The 20848-nt window shown below is 65.2% G+C and carries 19 protein-coding genes and 1 pseudogene; 13 read left to right on the top strand and 7 right to left on the bottom strand.

Annotated features, from left to right (window positions below; all coding sequences use genetic code 11):
- Positions 1 to 105 precede the first annotated feature (105 nt).
- Positions 106 to 1014, top strand: coding sequence for a LysR family transcriptional regulator (locus tag M3A49_RS17850; protein WP_266229909.1), 909 nt, complete (start codon positions 106 to 108; stop codon positions 1012 to 1014).
- Between the two features lie 6 nt (positions 1015 to 1020).
- Here M3A49_RS17850 and M3A49_RS17845 read toward each other — a convergent pair whose 3' ends face one another.
- The 3 genes from M3A49_RS17845 to M3A49_RS17835 form a co-directional block, all read right to left on the bottom strand.
- The gene (locus tag M3A49_RS17845; RefSeq protein WP_416338971.1) at positions 1021 to 2352 is read right to left on the bottom strand and encodes a type II toxin-antitoxin system HipA family toxin; all 1332 of its coding nucleotides are present in this window, start codon (positions 2350 to 2352) and stop codon (positions 1021 to 1023) included.
- Positions 2349 to 2747 (bottom strand): helix-turn-helix transcriptional regulator, encoded by a 399-nt coding sequence (locus M3A49_RS17840; RefSeq protein ID WP_266229908.1) that lies wholly within the window; start codon positions 2745 to 2747, stop codon positions 2349 to 2351. Before M3A49_RS17840 ends, M3A49_RS17845 begins: the two co-directional genes overlap by 4 nt.
- Positions 2748 to 3041: 294 nt before the next feature.
- Entirely contained in the window at positions 3042 to 3887 is an 846-nt protein-coding gene (locus M3A49_RS17835) for an NAD-dependent epimerase/dehydratase family protein (RefSeq protein ID WP_266229906.1), read from the bottom strand.
- Between the two features lie 174 nt (positions 3888 to 4061).
- Here M3A49_RS17835 and M3A49_RS17830 point away from each other — a divergent pair, with 174 nt between their 5' ends.
- From M3A49_RS17830 to M3A49_RS17810, 5 genes and pseudogenes are all read left to right on the top strand, one after another.
- Positions 4062 to 5054 (top strand): LacI family DNA-binding transcriptional regulator, encoded by a 993-nt coding sequence (locus M3A49_RS17830; protein ID WP_254354787.1) that lies wholly within the window; start codon positions 4062 to 4064, stop codon positions 5052 to 5054.
- A gap of 204 nt (positions 5055 to 5258) precedes the next feature.
- Positions 5259 to 5450 (top strand): annotated as a pseudogene (locus M3A49_RS17825) (porin); the annotation flags it as partial.
- 121 nt (positions 5451 to 5571) lie between these two features.
- Complete coding sequence (locus M3A49_RS17820; protein WP_266229968.1) at positions 5572 to 6531, top strand: TRAP transporter substrate-binding protein; 960 nt, start codon at positions 5572 to 5574, stop codon at positions 6529 to 6531.
- Positions 6532 to 6609: 78 nt separating this feature from the next.
- Positions 6610 to 7089 carry a TRAP transporter small permease gene (locus M3A49_RS17815; RefSeq protein ID WP_266229905.1) on the top strand — a complete coding sequence of 160 codons (480 nt, stop codon included), beginning with the start codon at positions 6610 to 6612 and terminating at the stop codon, positions 7087 to 7089.
- 7 nt (positions 7090 to 7096) lie between these two features.
- Positions 7097 to 8449, top strand: coding sequence for a TRAP transporter large permease (locus M3A49_RS17810; RefSeq protein ID WP_266229904.1), 1353 nt, complete (start codon positions 7097 to 7099; stop codon positions 8447 to 8449).
- Between the two features lie 68 nt (positions 8450 to 8517).
- Here the strand turns inward: M3A49_RS17810 and M3A49_RS17805 are convergent, their stop codons facing one another.
- The gene (locus M3A49_RS17805) at positions 8518 to 9534 is read right to left on the bottom strand and encodes a zinc-dependent alcohol dehydrogenase family protein (protein ID WP_266229903.1); all 1017 of its coding nucleotides are present in this window, start codon (positions 9532 to 9534) and stop codon (positions 8518 to 8520) included.
- 110 nt (positions 9535 to 9644) lie between these two features.
- Between M3A49_RS17805 and M3A49_RS17800 the strand changes: the two genes are divergently transcribed.
- Together M3A49_RS17800 and M3A49_RS17795 are read left to right on the top strand one after the other, a co-directional pair.
- Entirely contained in the window at positions 9645 to 10616 is a 972-nt protein-coding gene (locus M3A49_RS17800) for a LysR family transcriptional regulator (RefSeq protein WP_266229902.1), read from the top strand.
- Between the two features lie 151 nt (positions 10617 to 10767).
- Positions 10768 to 11631, top strand: a complete 864-nt coding sequence (locus tag M3A49_RS17795; RefSeq protein WP_266229901.1) for a sugar phosphate isomerase/epimerase family protein — start codon at positions 10768 to 10770, stop codon at positions 11629 to 11631.
- Between the two features lie 10 nt (positions 11632 to 11641).
- Here the strand turns inward: M3A49_RS17795 and M3A49_RS17790 are convergent, their stop codons facing one another.
- Positions 11642 to 12706: a LacI family DNA-binding transcriptional regulator gene (locus tag M3A49_RS17790; protein ID WP_266229900.1), complete on the bottom strand. Its 1065-nt coding sequence runs from the start codon at positions 12704 to 12706 to the stop codon at positions 11642 to 11644.
- A gap of 217 nt (positions 12707 to 12923) precedes the next feature.
- Between M3A49_RS17790 and M3A49_RS17785 the strand changes: the two genes are divergently transcribed.
- Positions 12924 to 13241, top strand: a complete 318-nt coding sequence (locus M3A49_RS17785; RefSeq protein WP_266229899.1) for a VF_A0006 family four-cysteine protein — start codon at positions 12924 to 12926, stop codon at positions 13239 to 13241.
- Between the two features lie 67 nt (positions 13242 to 13308).
- Here M3A49_RS17785 and M3A49_RS17780 read toward each other — a convergent pair whose 3' ends face one another.
- The gene (locus M3A49_RS17780) at positions 13309 to 14820 is read right to left on the bottom strand and encodes a CoA-acylating methylmalonate-semialdehyde dehydrogenase (RefSeq protein WP_266229898.1); all 1512 of its coding nucleotides are present in this window, start codon (positions 14818 to 14820) and stop codon (positions 13309 to 13311) included.
- Positions 14821 to 15005: 185 nt separating this feature from the next.
- On the opposite strand from M3A49_RS17780, the gene M3A49_RS17775 reads away from it, so the two are divergent.
- Positions 15006 to 15947 (top strand): LysR family transcriptional regulator, encoded by a 942-nt coding sequence (locus M3A49_RS17775; protein WP_254354796.1) that lies wholly within the window; start codon positions 15006 to 15008, stop codon positions 15945 to 15947.
- Positions 15948 to 16056: 109 nt separating this feature from the next.
- On the top strand, positions 16057 to 17253 hold the full coding sequence (locus M3A49_RS17770; protein WP_266229897.1) for a phytanoyl-CoA dioxygenase family protein: 1197 nt from the start codon (positions 16057 to 16059) through the stop codon (positions 17251 to 17253).
- 93 nt (positions 17254 to 17346) lie between these two features.
- Here M3A49_RS17770 and M3A49_RS17765 read toward each other — a convergent pair whose 3' ends face one another.
- Positions 17347 to 18252 (bottom strand): SDR family oxidoreductase, encoded by a 906-nt coding sequence (locus tag M3A49_RS17765; protein ID WP_266229896.1) that lies wholly within the window; start codon positions 18250 to 18252, stop codon positions 17347 to 17349.
- Between the two features lie 80 nt (positions 18253 to 18332).
- Between M3A49_RS17765 and M3A49_RS17760 the strand changes: the two genes are divergently transcribed.
- Together M3A49_RS17760 and M3A49_RS17755 are read left to right on the top strand one after the other, a co-directional pair.
- On the top strand, positions 18333 to 19178 hold the full coding sequence (locus M3A49_RS17760) for a helix-turn-helix transcriptional regulator (protein WP_266229895.1): 846 nt from the start codon (positions 18333 to 18335) through the stop codon (positions 19176 to 19178).
- 195 nt (positions 19179 to 19373) lie between these two features.
- On the top strand, positions 19374 to 20825 hold the full coding sequence (locus tag M3A49_RS17755) for an alkaline phosphatase family protein (protein ID WP_266229894.1): 1452 nt from the start codon (positions 19374 to 19376) through the stop codon (positions 20823 to 20825).
- The last annotated feature ends 23 nt before the right edge of the window (positions 20826 to 20848 follow it).

The raw sequence follows: 20848 nt of genomic DNA, 5'->3' as shown, positions 1-20848 counted from the left end.
GCAGCCGTCGAGCGATCGTGCAACCGCCGATATTTCTGCACAATTACAATATTTGTGATTTATCTTTGCCGAAACGGCAAAGCGGACGAGACCGCGCTCATCGATATGGACAACACCGCACTGCGCTATTTTCTGGAGGTGGCCCGCAGCGGCTCGCTGAGCAAGGCGTCCGAGCGGCTCTACGTCGCCGTTTCGGCGCTCAGCCGCCAGATCGCCCGGCTCGAAGAAGAACTCGGCACGCCGTTATTCGAACGGCGCCCGCGCGGCATGGTGCTGAGCGAGGCGGGGCGCATGCTCGCCGAACACGCGCGGCGCAGCCTGCTCGAAACGGAGCGCGTGGTCGGCGAGATTCGCGGGCTGAGCGAGGGCGGCCGCGCGACCATCCGTGTCGCGAGTTCAGAAGGCCTCGCGCCGGATTTTCTGCCGCAGGTGTTCGCTCACTTTCTCAGGACGTATCCGCAAACGCATTTTCAGCTGGACGTGTCGGCGCCTTCTGTTGCAACGCAGCGCGTGCGCGAGGGCACGGCCGATATCGCGCTGTGCTTCAGCGTCGCGCCCGAGAAGGAGATTGCCGTGCATGGTTCGCAGCGCGCGCCGATATTCGCGCTCATGCGGCGCGATCATCCGCTGGCGGCGCGCGAGTCGTTGTCGCTGCGCGATCTGATCCCGTGGCCGGTCGCGATGAACAGCCAGGGCGTGACGATCCGCCAGCTGCTCGACATCGCGTGCAGCCTCGAAGGGTTGATCTTCGAGCCGGTGTTCGTCAGCAACTATCATGTGGCGTTGCAACGATTCGTACGCCTGACCGATGCCGTGACGTTCACCGGTTTTCTGACCGTGCGCGGCCGTCTCGAGGTGGAGGGACTGGCCGCCGTGCCGCTCACGAACCCGGAGCTGCATCAGCGCACGCTGCAGATCCAGACGATGGCGGGCCGCACGCTGCCGCAAACCATGCAGGCCTTTCTCGACCTGCTCACGCGTGCGATCGACGGCGAGGAGCTTGCCTGCGGCTGATTTCGCCTACGCGCTGAGCCTCGCGGCGAGCCGGCGCATGCCGGCGAAAACGGCGTCGGCGACATCTGCGGGGAAACCGGCGGGGAGCTGCGCTGCGACCGCTTCGATCACGCGCGGCGTTTGCGCCGCCACCTGCGCGAGCATCGCTTCGACCTCCGCCGCGGCGAATCCCACGCGCTGGCCTTGCGCGATCCAGTGCCGCGGATAGATCTCCTCGACGCGATAGTGCCGGTTGCGCCCGCGCACGGCCATCGCCAGGCTCACGCGCTGCGGCGCTATATGATTGCGGCCCCGGCCGACGACCGGATGTGCACTGAGCACGTCGTAGAGCGGCGTGGCGGCGTACTGGCTGCCGGGCAGCAGCGCAATGCTGTAGTTCTTCGCGTGGCCGTCCGTGGCCGCGAGCAGCCAGAAGATGACTTGCGTGACGAAGAAGTTGCGGCGGTCGGCCGTGGCCCGCGCGGAGCCGTCCAGCACCTGCATGATCGTGTCGATGCCGGGGCCGCCGTCGGCTTCGTATTTGGCGAGGCCGGACGTGCCCGTGGCCTGGCACAGATCCTCCTGCGGCAGACGCACGATCCATCTGGCGTCGCTCGCAAGACGCCGGTCGAAGCGCTCCACGACCAACGCCTTCGCGTCCTCGAATTGCGCGATTTCGCAGGGCGCGACGGGCAAGCCGTAGGCGGCGATGATCTGCGTGCACAGCCACTCGTTTTCCACCGAGGTGCGCATGTCGGCGCGCATGTTGCCGACGAGGCCGAGCGGCAGCTTCAGGATGTGCGTGGTCGGCGTGCTGCCTTGCGGAAGCAGCCACTGCCCGCCATGCCGCAGCAGCGCGGTCTTTTCCTGCGCCCCGGCGATCGACAGCCGCAGGCTGTCCACGGCATCGGGCTCGCCCGCATGCGGCGTAGCGGTGGTTTCGCGCAGCAGCTGCGCGATGTCGCCTTCGCTCAGGGCGCGCCCCTTGATGCTCTTCAGGCCGGCAGGCGCAACGCCTGCGGGAAGTATCTGCAGCGCGCCCACGCAATCGCGGCCGAGCGCGGCGAGCAACTCGAACGGCGAGGTGCCGCCAGTCTGGTAGCGCGCGGCGATGCGTCTGCGAATGCGGTCGCTGTCCGGCAGCAGATTGTCGAAATAGTCCGCGACGATCCGGCCGCGGTAGGGCTGGTTGCCGGGCGTGAACGGCAGCGAGAGGGAGAGGGGGCGGCCTTGCTCGTCGTCGAGCCAGCTGTCGAAGTACGCGAGGCGTTCGTTGCCGCGCGCGTTCTCCCAGTAGCCCACTGGGAGGCCGTTCATCCACAGGTCGAGCCGGTTGGGCAGGCGTGGGCGTGCGCTCACCAGTCCTCCCTCGGCTTGCGGCGGGCGGCGGACTGGCGCTGCGGCGCTGGAGCCGCTGGCGTAGTGCGGGTGCGTTTGCGGGCGGCCGGGGGCTTGGCCGCGCTCGACATCTTGGCCGCGGCTGCGGGGGTTCTGGCCGGACGCGGTGCGGCTTTCTCCGCGACCGGCGCGGCTTTGGCTTTGGGCGCGCCGAGCTTGATTTCGACGTCGACGAGCCGCAGGACCCGCACGAGCCGCTCGACGCTCGCCGCTTCGGGATTCGCCTCGAACGCGGCATAGCTTTGCTGCGAGATGCCGAGCCGCGTGGCGAGGTCTTTCTGGGTGAGGCCGGCTTTTTTGCGGAAGCCGACGAGAATCGGGCGCAGCTGGCTCAGGGTCTTGAGAGGGTAGTCCAAGGCAACTCCGGGCGGCGCAATGCCGCTGCAGACGGCCGATGCAAACGGAAACGCGCGGCACGGTCGAATACAGTCTATACCCTGTAAAGTAAAAATACAAATCACAGGCTGTAATTTGAAAATACAGCCTGTAGGTTGTATCCGCTCGCCGGGCTAGGGTAGCCGTGGGCGCGTGGCGCCAATAAATGTGCAACTAACTGTCCATCGCCGCACAACCCCGCCCCAGCCGCTTCGCGGCCAGGGCGGTTTGCCCTCAGGCGACCGAGCCGGTCTCCCGCGCGGTCTCCCGATTTATCAGGACTCCGATAAGAGTTCGGCGCCTTGCATCGGCTCGCCCAGCACGAACGGGCCGCCCTGGTACTGCTGCGCAGAGTCGGCAAGCTCGGCGTTCGGCGCGCTCGCCGGGAAGCGCTCGGCGTACGCCGCCGAGCTGTCGCGCGGCCGGTAGCCGAGGAAACCCGCCTTGCCGTTGTCCCACCAGCTTGCCGGGTTGTCCGACACGCCATAGACGATCGCATGACCCACGCGATTGGTGAACAGCGAGCAGCGCACGAGTTCGATGAAGTCGCGATAGCTCAGGAACGTGACGAGCATGCGTGCGTTCTTCGGTTCTTCGAACGACGAGCCGATGCGCAGACAAACCGTTTCCATGCCGAAGCGATCGAAGTAATAGCGCGACAGCGATTCGCCGAAGCATTTCGTCACGCCGTACAGGCTGTCCGGCCGGTGCGCGGCGTCGGTATCGAGCACGCTGGTCACCGGATGAAAACCGGTGACGTGATTGGAGCTGGCGTAGACGATGCGCTTGATGCCGTGCTTGCGCGCGGCTTCATAGAGGTTGTACGTGCCGCGAATGTTGGCTTCGAGGAGATCGTCGAACGGCGCGTCGATGGAGATGCCGCCCAGGTGCACGATCGCATCCACGCCTTCCACGAGTTGCATGACCGCCTCGCGATCCGAGAGGTCGACGCGGCGCGTTTCCTCGTGCGGCGCCGCCTCGCCCAGTTCCGTGATGTCGCTGACGCGCACGATGTCGGCCCAGTTCGCGAGCGCGCCGCGCAACTGACGGCCCAGATTGCCGCCTGCGCCAGTAAGAAGAAGACGGCCGAACGGTTTGGCTGCAAGTGAGTGTTGCGACATCAGGGCTCCCTGGGAATTATTTTGATATTGAAAACACGAGGAAAACGTTTTCCGAATATAGCCATCGCGAGTCGCAGCGTCAATGGAGGAATACCTGCGGCGAATACCGGGGTTCACCCCAGGTCTGTTTCTGCGACAATGCTCGCCGTCGATCCTCCCTGGCGTTGCCAACCTATGAAAAGTGGTTCCCCGACGATTCGCGATGTCGCCGCCATGGCCGGCGTCTCGGTCGCGACGGTATCGAAGTACGTGAACGGCACGCAGCGCTTTTCGCCGGCGGTGGAGGCGAAAGTCAAAGACGCCATCGAGCTGCTCGGCTACCGCTCCAATCCGCTGGCGCGCTCGATGATCACGGGGCGCACGCGCACGATCGGCATCGCCATTCTGGACATCGCGAACCCGCACTTCACGAACGTGGTCAAGGGTGCGAACCGCGTGGCGCTCCAGCACGACTACACGCTGCTGCTCGTGGACGCCGAGGAGAATCTCGCGCGCGAGCGCTCGCTCATCGAAGCGCTCGCGCCGCGCGTGGACGGCCTCATCCTCAGCTCGCGGGCTTCCGAGGAGATCGCCAGGTGGACGAAGAATCTGGGCAAGCCGGTCGTCATGCTCCGGACCGTGCGCGGGCTCGACATGCCCACCGTCGGGTTCGACAACCGGCTCGCGACGTCGATGCTGGTGCGTCATTTGCTCAATCTCGGGCACCGCCATGTCGCCTATCTGGGGTTCGCCGCGGCGACCATCAACGACGAGCGTATTGCCGGCGCCACCGAGGCGCTGGCCGAGGCCGGCCTCACGCTCGACGTCTACGAGACGCATGCGCCGACCGCCCAGGCGGGCGAGCAGGCCTGCTCGCGGGTGATGCTGGGGCCGAAGCGCCCGCAGGCGGTGATCTGCTACAACGACCTCATCGCGCTCGGCTTCATGAAGGAGGCCAGGTTGCTCGGCTTTCGCGTGCCGCAGGACGTCTCGGTCGCCGGCATCGACAACGTGCCGTATGGCGAATACGTCGAGCCGCGCCTCACCACGATCGACGGGCAGAGCGAGCGCATGGGCGAGCTGGCCATGCAAAAGCTCATCGACGTCCTCGCCGGCCGCGCGGATGTCGAGCAGGTCGTGCTCGAACCCCGCCTGGTCGTGCGCGACTCGACCGTCGCCTGCCGCTGATTTCCTGATCGCTGTACTTCCCCCGCGCTGGCCGCCAGGCAACGGCCGGCGGCCTCGTCACGCCTGCTCCCGATCCGCCGACTCGCACGCGCCAACCCTGCGCCGCTCCGCGTAACTACCTACTAGCCATTTCGAAAGGAACACATTAAATTTCGAGAAAACGTTTTCCAGAAGTGGTGCGCGAAGAACAAAAGGAGATCGGAGGCGCTTTCCAGGCGCACGGGAATTTACGCGTTGCAGGCTTTCCAGCGTGCAAACGGCAAGACCCTCACGCCGGCACGCAACGGTACGCAGATCATCAACGCGACCGCGACGATCGGCGACGGCTTCCAGACCACGCCGTCTTCGTCCCGCAGCATGGTCGCAGTAGGTGCAGGCATCATCCACCGGTTCTGAGACACCCGGTTGGCCAGCGAATCAGCCCAAACACGGCTCGAAAACAACTCTTCCATTCTTGGGGCAAGCAATGAAAAAGACCTTTCGCAACTCACATGGTGCACGCACCGCGAAGACCGCAATGACCGTTCTGGCCGCGGCGCTCGCGCTCACCGCAGGCGCCGCGCACGCGCGCGCGTTCCGCGTCGCCGACGTTCACAGCGACACCTTCCCGACCAACATGGCGCTCAAGCACATGGGCGAGGAGATTTCGCAGGCCACGGGCGGTAAGGATTCCATCAAGGTGTTCGGCAACAGCGCGCTCGGTTCGGAGAACGATACGATCGACCAGGTGCGCATTGGCGCGCTCGACATGGTTCGCGCCAATGGCGCCGCGTTCAACGAGATCGTGCCGGAATCGATGATTCCTTCGCTGCCGTTCCTCTTTCGCGACATCGACCATTTCCGCAAGGTGATGTACGGCCCCGAAGGCCAGAAGATTCTCGACGCGTTCAAGGCCAAGGGCATGATCGCGCTGACGTTCTACGAGAGCGGCGCGCGCTCGATCTACGCGAAGCGTCCGATCAAGTCGCCGGCCGACATGAAAGGCCTGAAGGTGCGCGTGCAGCCGTCTGACCTCATGGTCGACGAAATCAAGGCCATGGGCGGCACGCCCACGCCGATGCCGTTCGCCGAAGTCTATACGGGCCTGAAGACGGGCCTCGTGGACGCAGCGGAAAACAACCTGCCGTCGTACGAGGAAACCAGGCACTACGAAGTGGCGCAGGTGTACTCCGAGACGGACCACGCCATGACGCCTGAAGTGCTCGTGTTCTCGAAGAAGGTATGGGACACGCTCACGCCGCAGGAGCAGGAGATCATCAAGAAGGCGGCAGCCGACTCGGTGCCGTACTACGTGAAGCTCTGGACGGCGCGCGAAGACACGGCGGGCAAGACGGTGGAAAAGGGCGGCGCGACCATCATTCCGGCTGCGCAGGTCGATCGCGCAGCCTTCGTGAAGGCCATGCAGCCGGTCTGGACGAAGTATGAAAAGACGACCGATATGAAGAAGATCGTGGACGAAATCCAGGCGATTCACTAAAGCCCGGGGCTCCGCGTCGCTTGCGGCGCGGAGCCGGAAAAGCGCAGTTGTGCAGTGTGTGCCGTGCAAGGATGGATCATGACTTTCCTGAAACTTCCCAACGATTTGCTGTTTCGCCTGCTGACGATCCTGGCCTCTGTCGCGCTCGCCGCGCTGACGGTTCTCGTCTTCTACGGCGTGATCATGCGCTACGTGTTCGAGAGTGCACCCGATTTCGTCGAGCCGATCGCGCTGCTGCTGGTGGTCACGATCGCCATGTTCGGCGCCGCGCTCAAGGTACGCGAGCGCGGGCATATCGGTCTCGATTCGCTTGTCAAGAAGCTATCCCCGCGGGGACAACGGATCGCGGAAGCGTTCCAGCACCTCTGCCTGATTGCGCTTGGCGTGGCGATTTTCTTCGGCTGCCTGCAAATGGCGGAAACGACCATGGACGACCGCATCGCGATTCTCGGTGTGCCGGAAGCGGTGCGCTATGTCATTCCGATCGTGGCCGGCACCTGCATCGTGCTGTTTTCGCTCGAGCATCTGCTGGCACTGTTCGTACGCAAGGCAAAGTAGGGCAAACATGGAACTCGCAATTCTTTCGCTCAGTTTTTTGGTGCTCCTCGCCGTTGGGGTGCCGGTTTCTTTCTCCCTGGGTCTCGCCTGCGTCAGCACGTACCTTTACGAAGGACTGCCGGCCGCGACTGCCATGCAGTCGATGATCTCGGGCATGAACGCGTTTTCGTTTCTCGCGGTGCCGTTCTTCATCTTCTCCGGTGAGCTGATGCTGCACGGTGGCATTGCGGACCGCATCCTGCGCTTCGCCCAGGCCGCCGTGGGGCATTTTCGCGGCGGTCTCGGCATGGCCAATGTCGTCGCGTGCACGCTGTTCGGCGGCGTTTCCGGTTCGCCTTCCGCCGACACGTCGGCCATGGGCGGCGTGGTCATTCCGCTCATGAAGCGCGAAGGTTATAGCGCAGCCTATGCCGTCAACGTGACGACGCACTCGTCGCTGGCGGGCGCGTTGATGCCCACCTCGACGAACATGATCATCTACGCGTTCGCGGCGCAAGGCATTACGGGCACACTGAACGGCCAGCAGATGAGCGGCGTTTCGATTGGCGACCTGCTGTTCTCGGGTCTGCTGCCGGTGTTGTGGGTGATGGGCTTCGTGCTGGTTGCCGCGTACTGGCAGGCGCGCCGCTTCGGCTATCCGCGCAGCGCGGACGGCTCGACCAAGCTGCAGGTGTTTCCCGGCTGGCTCGCCGTGGTGCGGGCGTTCCTCGGCGCGCTGCCCGGGTTGCTCGTGATCGCGATCATTCTCTTCTGCGTGGCGCGGGGCATTGCGACCGCGACAGAAGCGGCCGCGATTGCCGTGGTGTATTCGCTCGCGCTCACCGTGGTCGTGTATCGCTCGATGACGAAGGAGAAGCTGTTCTTCGCCCTCTCGCGCGCGGCCAAGACCACGGGCGTCGTGCTGCTGCTGATCGCGGTGTCGAACATGCTGCGCTATCAGATGGCTTATCTGGAGATTCCGGAGGCCATCGAGCGCGTGCTCGAACATGCCACGACGCTTCCCTGGCTGATGCTTCTCTACATCAACATCATCCAGGTGTTTCTGGGCACGTTCATCGACATGGCGGCGCACATCCTCATCACGACGCCGCTCTTCCTGCCGCTCGCCATGCATAGCGGCGTGGGCCCGGTGCAGTTTGGCATCATGATCCTGCTGAACTGTGCGCTTGGCCTCGTGCATCCGCCAATCGGCTCGGTGCAGTTCATTGGCTGTGCAATTGGCGACGTGTCGATCGGGGAAACGACCAAAGTCGCGTGGCCGTACTACCTCGCGATTTTTAGCGCGATCAATCTGGTCACCTACTTTCCGTTCTTCTCGACATGGCTGCCCAGCCTGATCAACGGGCATCCGGTTTTCTAAAGCGACCGGTATCTGTAGAACGAAGCGGGCACCTGGCGTGCCCGCTTCGCTTTTCTGCCTGCGTGCTGTTACGCCACGCGTATCACCACCTTGCCGAAATGCTTGCCGGCTTCCAGCCACGCGTAGGCTTCGGGCGCTTCGTCGAAAGCGAACACGCGATCCACCACGGGGCGAATCTGCTGCGCGGCGACGAAACGCGTGACGTCGTCGAGCATTGTGCGGCTGCCGACCATGATGCCGTGCAGACGCTTGATTCCGCCGATCACCGATAGCAGCCCCAGTTCGGGGCCCGCGAAACTCGTCACGCCGCCGATGATCGACACGAGCCCGCCCATCTTCGCGGCGGCCACCGAGCGCGGCAGCGTATCGCGTCCGCCCACTTCCACGACGATATCCGCGCCTTCGCCGCCCGTGAGCCGCAGCACTTCGTCCTGCCACTCGGGGTGCGAACGATAGTTGATGGTCTCGGTCGCGCCGAGCACGCGGGCGCGTTCGAGCTTCTCGTCGCTCGACGATGTGATGATGGTCCGCAAGCCCGCCGCGTGGGCGAGCTGCAACGCCCAGATCGACACGCCGCCGGTGCCGAGCAGCACCACGGTCGCGCCAGGGTGCGCCTCGCCATCGGCGAAGATCGCGTTCCAGGCGGTGATGCCGGCGCACGAGATCGTCGCGGCTTCCTCGTAGCTCAGGTGCGCGGGGATCGACACGAGCGAGGTTTCCGCGGTGACGAAGCGCTCTGCGAGCACGCCGTCAACCTGTGCGCCCGCCGACTCGCGCACCTTCCACGGCGCGGGCGCACCGTCCACCCAATGCGGGAAGTAGGTGTTGATCACGCGGTCACCGGGCTTGAAGCGCGTGACCGCCGCGCCGACTTCGACCACTTCGCCCGCGCCGTCGGCGAGCGGTACAAGCGGCGTGTCGCCAAGACCGAGGTAATCGCCGCGCGCGAACATCAGGTCGCGATAGTTGAGCGCGGCCGCGTGAATCTTCACGACCACGTCATGCGGGCCGGGCGTGCGCGGCGTGAAGTCGGTGCGCGCGAGTGCGCCATAGCCGCTGCCGGCCTTCAGTTTCCATGCGTTCATGACTGCTCCAGTACGAGTGGGAGCAGCTATGATAGTGTTGCTTGCGAGGCGACATTGGCGAGATTCCGGAGTTTGGTTGTCGCCGTAAAGGATACAAAAGGAGTGGGGATATGAAGGACCGCCTGAGCGGCGTGGCCGAATTCGTGGACGTGGTGGACGCGGGCAGCTTCTCCGCCGCGGGCGAGCGCCTTGGCGTGACGCGCTCGGCGGTCGCGAAGATCGTCGCGCGGCTCGAGCAGCGCCTGGGCGTGCGCCTGCTCCAGCGGACCACGCGCAGCTTGAGCCTCACCGACGAAGGCCATGCCTACTACGAGCAGTGCCGCCGCGTGCTGGGCGACCTGAGCGCCGTGGAAGCCGCCTTCGATCACGGGCGGCGCGAGCCTGCGGGGCGCTTGCGGATCACCGCGCCGGTGCTGTTCGGGCGCCAGTGCGTGGCGCCCGTGGTGCGGCGGCTCGTCGAGGAGCATCCGCGTCTGAATGTCGAACTCTCGTTCAGCGACCGCGTGGCCGATCTCGTCGAGGACGGCTTCGATCTCGCCGTGCGCATCGGCACGCTGCCCGACCACAGCATGCTCGTCGCGCGCCGGCTTGGTGTGCAGCGGATGGGCATCTGCGCGTCGCCGGCGTATCTCGCGCAGCACGGCAAGCCCGCGGACGTCGCCGCGCTCGCCACGCATACCGGCATCGCGTATGGCCGCGCCGGACAGAGCCCGGCGTGGCGCGTGCGCGGCCCCGGCGGCGAAGTCGAGGAGTGCCGGCTCGCGTCGCGGCTGTGCTTCGACGACCTGCTGGCGATCGCCGATGCGGCGGCCGCCGGCGCCGGTCTCGCGTGGCTGCCGTGCTGGCTCATGGGCCCGTATTTGAGCGACGGCCGACTCGAACTCGTCATGGACAGCAGGAGCGTGATGGGCGACGAAGTTCACGTCGTGCGGCAGAAGGCGCGGCACATGCCGTCGAAGGTGCGCGTGGCGGTGGATGCGCTCGTCGCGGATATTTCGCGCATGCTCGGCACGGAACAGGACCATACGAACCCGATGGACCATACGAACCCGATGGACCACATCGACCTGGACGAAAATTGACGAAATTTCATCAAGGTTTCCGTTGAGCGCGGCAGGCGCGCCGCTTATGTTGGATTCCAGGAAGACGGTGCCGCTCGAAGCACGGCCAACCGGATCAAGGAGACATCGGTGTCGAACACGGAAGCCCTTTAAGACGCAGAACGGAGACATGATGGCGCAACGACTCATGGTGTTCCAGTCGCTCTGGTCGATGGAACGCCGCCATACCGATGGCTACGAGCGCACGCTCGAGGAAAACGTGCAGATGATCGCCGAAGCGGGCTTCGACGGCGTGAGCGCGCATTGCGCGCAGCGCGAGGACGTGAAGCGCCTCGCGGAGCTGCGCAAAACGTACGGGCTCGCGGCGGAAGGCCAATGCTTCCCCACGACCGTCGACGACCTGCAACCGGTGCTCGAACTCGCAACCGAGTTCGGCCTGCACCACGTCGACCTTCAGCCCGACGTGCGCCCGCGCACGCAGCGCGAGGCGCTCGCCTTGCTGGACGGCTGGCAGCGGCTGGCCGAGCAGGTGGACGTGCCCGTCTACATCGAAACGCATCGCGACCGCATGACGACGGATTTGTATTTCACGCTGGATCTGCTCGACGCGCGGCCGGACCTCAAGCTGCTTGGCGACATTTCGCACTATCTCGTAGGGCGCGAGTTCGCGTGGCCGGTTTCGCAAGAGAATCACGCGCTCATGCATCGCATACTCGATGCTTCGTGGGCATTTCATGGCCGCGTGGCGAGCCGCGAGCAGGTGCAGATCGAGCTTTCTTTCGCGCCGCACCGCAAATGGGTGGATCTCTTTCTCGACTGGTGGCGCTACGGCTTTCGTTCTTGGCGCAAGCGTGCGGGCGCGGACGATACGCTCGCGTTCACCTGCGAACTGGGGCCGCAGCCTTACGCGATCATCGGGCCGGATGGCAACGACACGACCGACCGCTGGCGCGAATCGCTGCTCATGCGCGACTGGATTTGCGATTTGTGGCAAGAAGTCGAGAAGGAGTCTGCGCGCGACAATGCCGCGGCCTGAAACTGGACACTCAAACCCCAACGCCCAGATATGGGTTGCGCCTCACATTCGCCGAGCAAAAAATCCGGAACTCCACCGGCCCCGGAGGCGCTGGCGTTTCGAGCACACCGCATGCGTTCAGCGCGTGCTGCAATGCCGAGATGACTTGCCCGTCAGGGTCCTGGTCGATGGCGATATCCATCGTCCCTTGCTCAATGTACTGACGGTGCAGGTCGAGCATTTCATGGCCTGCCCACACGATCTTTCCCGTCGCGCCCACCTTGCGCAACGCAGCCTCGATTCCCGCCGACGCGTAGCCGCTGTTGTAGATGCCGACCACGCCGCCGCGCTTGAGCGACTTGAGCACCGCGCGATGGCATTGGTCCACGTCATCGAGGGTTTCCACAGCCTCTTCGTCGCAAACGAGGTGCGGAAACAATTCGGCCAACTGTTCGCGGCACCCGCTGATCCGTTCGATATGCGCGTGATAGTCCTTGCGCGAGCAGATCAGCAGCACGCGGCCCGGTTCCTTTGCCAGGCGCCCGACAAAATAGCCCGCCGTGCGGCCCGCAAGCCGGTTGTCGATGCCCGCGTAATGCACGCGTTCGACCTGGTCGATGTCGGTGACCATGGTGACCACGGCCTCGCCTTGCGCAATGACCGTGCGCAGCGCGTCTCGCACTGCCGACGTGTCATGCGTCGTGATGATCAATCCCGCGCGCTTGTAGTTTGGACGCAGGATGGCGCGCGTGATCACGTCGTCGTCGGCTTCGGGCAGGAACTGCCGGTGCAGCACGATGCGCCGGTCGAGCATTTGCATGGAGCGCTCGAGGCCCAGCGTCAGGCGCTGAAAAAACGGCGCGCTGTTTTGCGGCAGCAGCACGTCGATATGCACCAGCCCGTGATGCGTTTCGGGTAACACGCGCGGCACGCCGAGCTGGCGGGCGGCCGCGACGACACGCGCGCGCATCGCGGCGGACACGCTGCCGCGCTCGTTGAGCACGCGGTCCACCGTGGCGGGACTCACGCCCGCGGCTTCGGCAATCTCCACGAAACGCGCCGTGCGCTTGCGGCGCGGCGAAGCGGTGTCCTTCATGGGGCGACTCCTTCCGTTTGCAGCAGTATTCCCTCAATCGCATGAGCCTCGTACGAACCTCGCAATACTGAAGTCGTCATGAGACCCATGCCGACTCCCAGGTGACACTTCCATCAAAGCATGAATGACGTCCTTTGATACACTGCTGCGACTGCGAGGCCAGTGTCCACGCCACGCAAATTCACGCAGACAGACAAGAAGCATAATAAGGAACGTCATGGCAAAGAATGGCGGATGGAGCTTCACCCTGCGGACTGCGATTGGCCTGCTGGGCCTCCTGACCTCGCATGCGGCGCTGGCCGATGGTCAGTCGTCCTATGATGACTGCATGCTGGCTGGATTGCGCGACGCCCGCAACGAGGTGGCGTCGAACTATATCCAGCGCTCGTGCTACGCGCTGTACCGGAACGGCGAAATGCTGCTGCCGCGCGAGAAGGCATATCACGAGTGCATCCTGCAGAATATGCCGGGCGCGAGGGAACCGTCCGCGATCTCGCGCATCGCCCAGATCTGCTCGCGGCGGGGGCAGATGTAACGCCACCCGCTTGTGAAGCATAAAAAAAGCCCACGCGAAGTGGGCTTTCTTCTCTCACCAACAACCGTTACTTCGCTACCGGCATCGAAAACTCCGCACCCTTTTCGGTGCTTTCCGGCCAGCGCTGCATGATCGACTTCTGCTTCGTGTAGAAGCGCACACCTTCTTCGCCATACGCGTGCATGTCGCCAAAGAGGCTGCGCTTCCAGCCGCCAAAGCCGTGCCATGCCATCGGCACCGGAATCGGCACGTTGATGCCCACCATGCCCACTTCGATCTGGCGGCCGAACTCGCGCGCCACGTGGCCATCGCTCGTGAAGCAGGCGACGCCGTTACCGAATTCGTGATCGTTGATCAGCTGCACGGCCTCAGCGAAGTCCTTCACGCGCACGCAGGCGAGCACCGGTCCGAAGATTTCTTCCTTGTAGATGCGCATCTCGGGCGTGACGTTGTCGAACAGCGTGCCGCCGGTGAAGAAGCCTTCTTCGTGGCCCGGCACCTTGAGGCCGCGCCCGTCCACTACTAGCTTCGCGCCTTCTTCCACGCCGGTCGCGATATAACCTTCGATACGCTCGAGCGCCTGCTTCGTGACGATCGGGCCCATTTCCGCGTCGGCTTCCATGCCGTTCTTCACTATCAGGCTGCGCGCGCGCTCGGCGAGGCGCGGCACGATCTTGTCGGCCACATCGCCCACCAGCACGGCCACCGAGATCGCCATGCAGCGCTCGCCGGCCGACCCGTAGCCCGCCCCGATCAGGGCGTCCACGGTCTTGTCGAGGTCCGCGTCGGGCATCACGACCATGTGGTTCTTCGCGCCGCCGAGCGCCTGCACGCGCTTGCCGTGCTTCGCACCGGTCTCGTAGATGTAGTTCGCGATCGGCGTGGAGCCCACGAAGCTCACGGCCTTCACGTCGCGGTGCGCGAGGAGGGCGTCGACCACGACCTTGTCGCCTTGCACGACGTTGAACACGCCGTCGGGCAGGCCGGCTTCCTTGAGCAGACGCGCCATGAAAAGTGACGCCGAAGGGTCGCGCTCGCTAGGCTTGAGGATGAACGTGCAGCCGGCTGCAAGTGCCACCGGGAACATCCAGCACGGCACCATGCAGGGGAAGTTGAACGGCGTGATGCCGGCCACCACGCCCAGCGGCTGGCGCACGGTCCAGTTGTCCATGCCCGTGGAAACCTGTTCGGTGTAGTCGCCCTTGAGCAGTTGCGGAATGCCGCAGGCGAATTCGATTACGTCGATGCCGCGCGCCACTTCACCCTGCGCGTCGGAGAAGACCTTGCCGTGCTCGGCCGTGATGATCGCCGCGAGTTCGTCTGCGTGACGATTCATCAGCTCGAGAAACCGCAGCATGACGCGCGCGCGGCGAATGGGCGGCGTGTCGCGCCACTTCGGGAACGCGGCTTTCGCGCTCGCCACGGCGGCGTCCACGTCGGCGACTTCGCCCAGCACGAGGCGGCGCGCGGCGGCGCCGGTCGCGGGGTTGAAGATCGCTTGCGTGCGGTCGCCCGCACCGCGCTCGGTCTTGCCGCCGATGAAGTGGACCACGTCTGCGGAATCGGAATAGGGCTGCATGTCATCTCCTCGTTAGGTGAGTGCGTGCCGCCAGTCTACGGACGCGGCGGGGGCGAGGAAAGACGCTGGCGCTGAATTGATTGTTTTCAGCCGTGAACAATCGCTAGCGTGGTCTGTGAAAAGTGCGCGAGCGGCATGCTAGTATCGGCGCGAGGATCACGAGGTTTGACGCGGACTTTTTATCGATGGATACACAGCGAGTCGAAGCACTCTGGACGCATTTGCACTGGCTCAACGTGCTGGCCACCCAGGGCAGCTATACCGCGGCGGCGACGCGCCTGGGCGTGAGCAAGGCGGCCGTGAGCCAGCGCATCGCCGAACTGGAGCGCGTGGCGGGCGTTCCGCTTGTGCAGCGCACCACGCGCAGCGTACGCTTCACGGAGGCGGGGCTGCGGCTCGTGGAGGACACGCGCGCGCAGTTCGACAGCATTGCCGCGAGTTTTGCGAGCGTGCGCGAGATGGCCGATGTCGCGCGCGGCACGGTGCGCGTCACCGCGCCCGTGGCGTTCGCGCGCCAGCAACTGGTGCCGCGTCTTGCGCAGTTTTCGCGCGCGCATCCCGAAGTGCGCGTGCAGCTGGAGCTTTCCGACCGGCTCAGCTCGATTGCGACCGAAGGCTTCGATCTCGCGATTCGCCATAGCGCGCAGGTGCCGGAAACCCACGTGGCCTGGAAGCTTTGCGACACGCGCTCGGTCATCGTCGCCACGCGGGCTTACCTCAAGCAGCGGGGCACGCCGCAAACCCCCGCGGATCTGACGCAGCACGACTGTCTGTTCTATCCACGCGCGCTGGGTGCGGGCGTCTGGTCGTTCGAGAAAGCCGGCCGCCGCGCGGAAGGCGCGCGCGAGACGGTGACGGTGAACGGCCCGTTCTCGGCGAACAACAGCGAAGCGTTGCGCGACGCTTCGCTGGAACATCTCGGCATCGCGCTGTTGCCCGATTTCAGCGCGCAGGCCGCGCTGCAGGCCGGCAAGCTCGTCGTCCTGCTGCCCAACTGGCGCCCCGTGGGCGCGTTCGCTTCGCAATTGCACGTCGTGCGGCCGTATGGTGCGCAGGTGCCGCGCGCGGTCAAGCACTTTACGGAGTTCCTGCGGCAGACGTTCAAGGATGGCTTTCCGCTGGAGTGACGTGCGCAAGCAGTCACGGCGCCGCCTTCCTGATGCGTTTCTGATAGATTTTTGGTATCCACAGCGCCCGGTGCCAACGTTATCCTTGACTCAAAACGGAGGCAGACGCATGGATCAGCGCGAAACACCTGTGGCGGATTTGGGGCGGCAATGGTACGTCGAACGCGAATGCTCGCTAGACGCGTTCGTGAACCGGCTGCGCGACGACGGCACCCCGCTGCGTTACGCCTGCGATGTGAGGCAGCGCATCCCCGTGTACGACTGCGCGGCGCTCGAAGGCGTGCTCCACGACGCGGCGCAGCGCGCGCAGTTGCAGGCGGAATGGGCGCACGTGCTGCGCGACGGCGCTGGCGTGCTGGTGCTCGAGCGCGCTTACGCGAACACGCAGCCAGTGGACGATGCGACCGCCGTGTTCGAATCGATCATCCGGGCCGAGCGGGAGCAGGGCACGAGCGGTGCTGACCATTTTGCGAAGGCGGGTGCAAACGACCGCATCTGGAATGCGCAACAGAAGCTCTGCCTCGAAGCGCCGGCCGTATTCGCCGATTACTTCGCGAACCTGCCGCTCATGGCTGTATGCGAGGCGTGGCTCGGACCGTGCTATCAGATGACCTCGCAGGTCAACGTGGTGCGTCCGGGCGGCGCCGCGCAGGAAGCGCACCGCGACTATCACTTGGGATTCCAGACGATCGAGGAAGCGCAGCGTTATCCGGCGCACGTGCATCACGTATCCGCTTTCCTCACGCTCCAGGGGGCGTTGGCGCACAGCGACATGCCGGTCGAGAGCGGGCCGACGAAACTCCTGCCGTACTCGCAACGCTACGCCGAGGGCTATCTTGCATGGCGGCGAACCGATTTTCGCGCGTATTTCGAAGCGCATTGCGTGCAATTGCCGCTTGCCAGGGGCGACGCCCTGTTCTTCAATCCCGCGCTATTTCATGCGGCGGGCGCGAACCGCACCGCCGACGTGCAGCGCATGGCGAACCTGCTGCAGGTTTCATCGGCAATGGGGCGCGCAATGGAAGCGCTCGACCGCACGAGCATGTGCGAGGCGATCTATCCCGTGCTACGCGAGCGGCGCGGGAAGAGCCCAGCCGATGCAGTCGACCTCGCGACCGTGGCGGTCATCGCGTCGTGTGCCGAGGGCTATCCGTTTCCCACGAATCTCGACCGTGACCCGCCCCTGGGTGGTCTCGCGCCAGAAAGCCAGCAGGCGCTCATGCAGCGCGCGCTGCGCGAGGGCTGGGAGCCGGGCAGATTCGCCGAGGCCTTGCGCGCGCAGGGCGCGCGACGCGACCCCGCGTGAGCGCAGCGATAACGGCATCGTGCACGGAGCCTGTCTCGTGGCCGCTATCGGCCACGAGACGCTGAGGTGAGAATATTCAGGATGACTATCGGCTCATTCTGAGGCGCCCACCTCGGCGAAGCGCGCTTCGCTCAGATCGGCAATCAGCGAGGGGCCCGTCGGGCGCCAGCCGAGCCGCGCCTGGGTGAGCGCGCTCGAAGCGGGCATGTCCAGGCCGACGAACATCCCCATCCACCCAAAATGCGCGGCCGCCTCTTCCGGCGCGATCGAAACGGCCGGCAGGCCGAGCCCGCGGCCCAGCGCCTCGGCGATTTCGCGGCTCGTCACACCTTCTTCACCGACCGCGTTGTAGCGTGCGCCCGGCTGACCTTTTTCCACGGCGAGCCGATAAAGGCGCACGACGTCGGAGAGGTGGCCGGCAGGCCAGCGGTTCTGGCCGTCGCCCACGTAGGCGCAGACGCCTTTCTCGCGCGCGATCGCAACGAGCGGCGTAATGAGCCCCTGCCGGAACGGGTTGTGGACCTGCGGCAGCCGCACCGCGCCCACATTGAGTCCTTGTTCCAGCAGTGCCTGCCCGGCCAGCTCGGAGGCAATGCGCGGGTTGGGATGGCCCGGATTGAAGACGTCCTCGCTCGCCAGCTCGCCAGGCTGGGCATTGCCGATGCCCGTGCCGGACGTGATCAGCAACGGACGATCGGAGCCGGCGAGCGCGGCGCCGAGCGCCGCAATGGCGCGCTTGTCCTTTTCGCAGTTTTCGACGAAGCGCGAGAAGTCGTGGTCGAAGGCCGTGTGGATCACGGCGTCCGCTTGCTCCGCGCCGCTGCGCAGGCTTGCCGGTTCCTCGAGCGTGCCGCGATGCACGCCTGCACCGGCGCGGGCGAGCGCCTGTGCGCCGGCTTCGGAGCGGGTCATGCCGATCACCTCGTGACCGGCTTCGATGAGTTCCGGAACGAGCGCCGAGCCGATGAAGCCGGTCGCGCCGGTCAGAAAAATACGCATGGTCATCTCTCCTGGGTCATGACAGGCGTACTATCTCCAAATTCTCTATACCGTTAAAGTAGTGAGTTCATCATATTAAGATGACTAACAGGCTCTCCATTCCGATCCACTCGGCGGGTTCGCTCGGCGACTTCCTGAAACGCTGCCGCACGCGGCTCGACCCCGCGAGTTTCGGTTTCAGCGGTCGCAGGCGCACGCCGGGGTTGCGTCGCGAAGAAGTGGCGCAGCGGGCCAATATCAGTCCGACCTGGTACACGTGGCTCGAACAGGGGCGCGGCGGCGCGGCTTCGCCGGAAGTGCTCGAGCGCATCTGCAGCGCGCTGATGCTCACCGATCCGGAGCGCGAGCACCTCTTCCTGCTGGGGCTCGGGCGGCCGCCGGAAGTGCGCTACAAGCCCGTGGACGGGGTCAGTCCGCGGCTGCAACGCCTGCTCGACTCGCTGCGCTTCAGCCCGGCCATCGTCAAGACGGCCACCTGGGAGGTCGTGGCCTGGAATCGCGCCGCGGCCATCGTGCTGACCGACTACGGCAAGCTGCCGCCGGGTCAGCGCAACATTCTGCGTTTCCTGTTCTGCAACCCCGACGTGCGCGCCAAGCAGCACGACTGGGACAGCGTGGCCCGCTTCGTGGTGGGCGCGTTCAGGGCCGACGTGGCGCGTGCGGGCCTCGTTTCGGCCGTTGGGGAACTCGTCGACGAGTTGTGCAGCGTGAGCCCCGAGTTCGACGCGCTGTGGCGCGAGAACGAAGTGCTTGCGCATGCGGAAGCCGACCATGTGAAGCGCCTGCGCCATCCCACGCTGGGTCTCATCGCGCTGGAGCAGTCGGCGTTTTCGGTCGATGGCCGGCCCGACCTGCACATGATCGTCTACAACCCGGTCGATGCCGGGCAGGCCGAGCGCATCAAGGCGCTCATTGAGCAGTCGTGACGCTGCCGCGCGCATCCTGACCTCGCTCGTCTTCCTCTCCCATCGCCACACTGCGAGCTTGTCCTGGCTGCACCACCGCGGGCGCGAGGCTTGCGGGCAAAGGCCGTCCGCTGCTCGCCGTAGCGAGCGCGTTTCGCTTCGCGGCAGCGAGGCATGGGCGGATTGCCAGCGCCGCATCCAACCAGGAGACGTGTCATGGGAGACGAGAATAGCCCGCATCACGGATACGACCGGCGCCGTTTTCTTGCCGGCGTAGCGGCGGTTGCAGGCAGCGTTGCGCTGACGGGCTGCGGCGGCGGTGACGACCCGGGCGGCCAGAACGGCGACGTTCCCTCGCCGGACGGCGCCGACCGTTATCGCTTGCCGCGTCCGGCGTTACCGAATCCCTCGAGTTCGGGCATCGACTTCATCGTGCTGGTCACGATGGAAAATCGTTCCTTCGACCACTTCCTCGGCTGGGTGCCGGGCGCCGAAGGCATGCCCGCGAACCGGCAGTTCAAGGACGCGTTCGGCGCGACACAAACGCCGTTTTCGCTCGCAGCGAATTCCGCCTATGGCTACCAGGCGTGCGCGTACCAGGACCCCAATCACAGCTACGACGGCGCGCGTACGCAACTCGCTTCGGGTGAGATGAACGGCTTTCTCCTCACGCCGGGCACGAGCCTGCATCAGGGCGACTTGCTGCCCATCGGCTATTACACGTCGGCCGATGTGCAGTTCTTCGACGCCGTGGCGAGCAGCTACACGATCGGCGACTTCTACTTCAGCGGCATCCTCACCAGCACGTTTCCCAACCGCCTTTACCTGCACAGCGGCGCAACGGATCGCCTCGACGACAGCATCGACAATTCGACGCTTCCCACGATCTGGGACAGGCTCAGCGCCGCGAATATCGGCTGCAACTACTACTATCACGACGTGCCGTTCACGGCGCTTTACGGCACGCGCTATGTCGGCATTTCGCGGCCGTTTTCGGATTTCGTCGCGCATGCCGAGGCGGGCACGCTGCCGGCGTTCTGCATGGTCGATCCGGCCTTCGCCGGTGAGCCGCAAGGCACTTCCGCGGACGATCATCCGCACGCGGACATCCGCAACGGCGAGGCGTTTCTCGGGCAGGTGTACGAGGCGCTGCGCACGAGCCCGACCTGGAGCCGCACGCTGATGATCGTCGTGTACGACGAATGGGGCGGCTTTCTCGAACACGTGGTGCCGCCCACGAGGCCGATCAGCAAGAACGAGCTCGCGCTCGGCAACGACGGCAAGCTGGGTTTTCGCGTACCGCTCGCGCTGCTGGGGCCGCGCGTTCGCGCGGGCACGGTCACGCGCTACCCGTTCGACCCGAGTTCGATTCACGCGCTGCTGCAATGGCGCTTCGGCTTGCAGCCCCTCGGCGTGCGCAGCAGCGATTCGGCGACCTTCAATCTGGCCTATGCGCTCGATTTCACCGATGCGCCGCGCACCGACGCGCCGGCGTTCACAATATCCCAGGGCACGTTCGGCGGGGAGTGCTCGGGGATCCCGGGGTCGTCGTCGTCGAATCCGGTGTCGTCGATCGATCAGTCGCAGCTCGCGACCAACCCGAACGTCGATCGCTTCGCGGACCTGCGCGCGAAGGCGGCGTCGTTAGGATTCCAGACGGGAGGTTAGCGCCGCGGGGGGGCATCTGTGTC

The organism is Paraburkholderia sp. CNPSo 3076 (genome assembly GCF_026343935.1).
GTDB classification, from domain to species: domain Bacteria; phylum Pseudomonadota; class Gammaproteobacteria; order Burkholderiales; family Burkholderiaceae; genus Paraburkholderia; species Paraburkholderia nodosa.
This window is presented reverse-complemented; position numbering and strand designations above follow the sequence as displayed.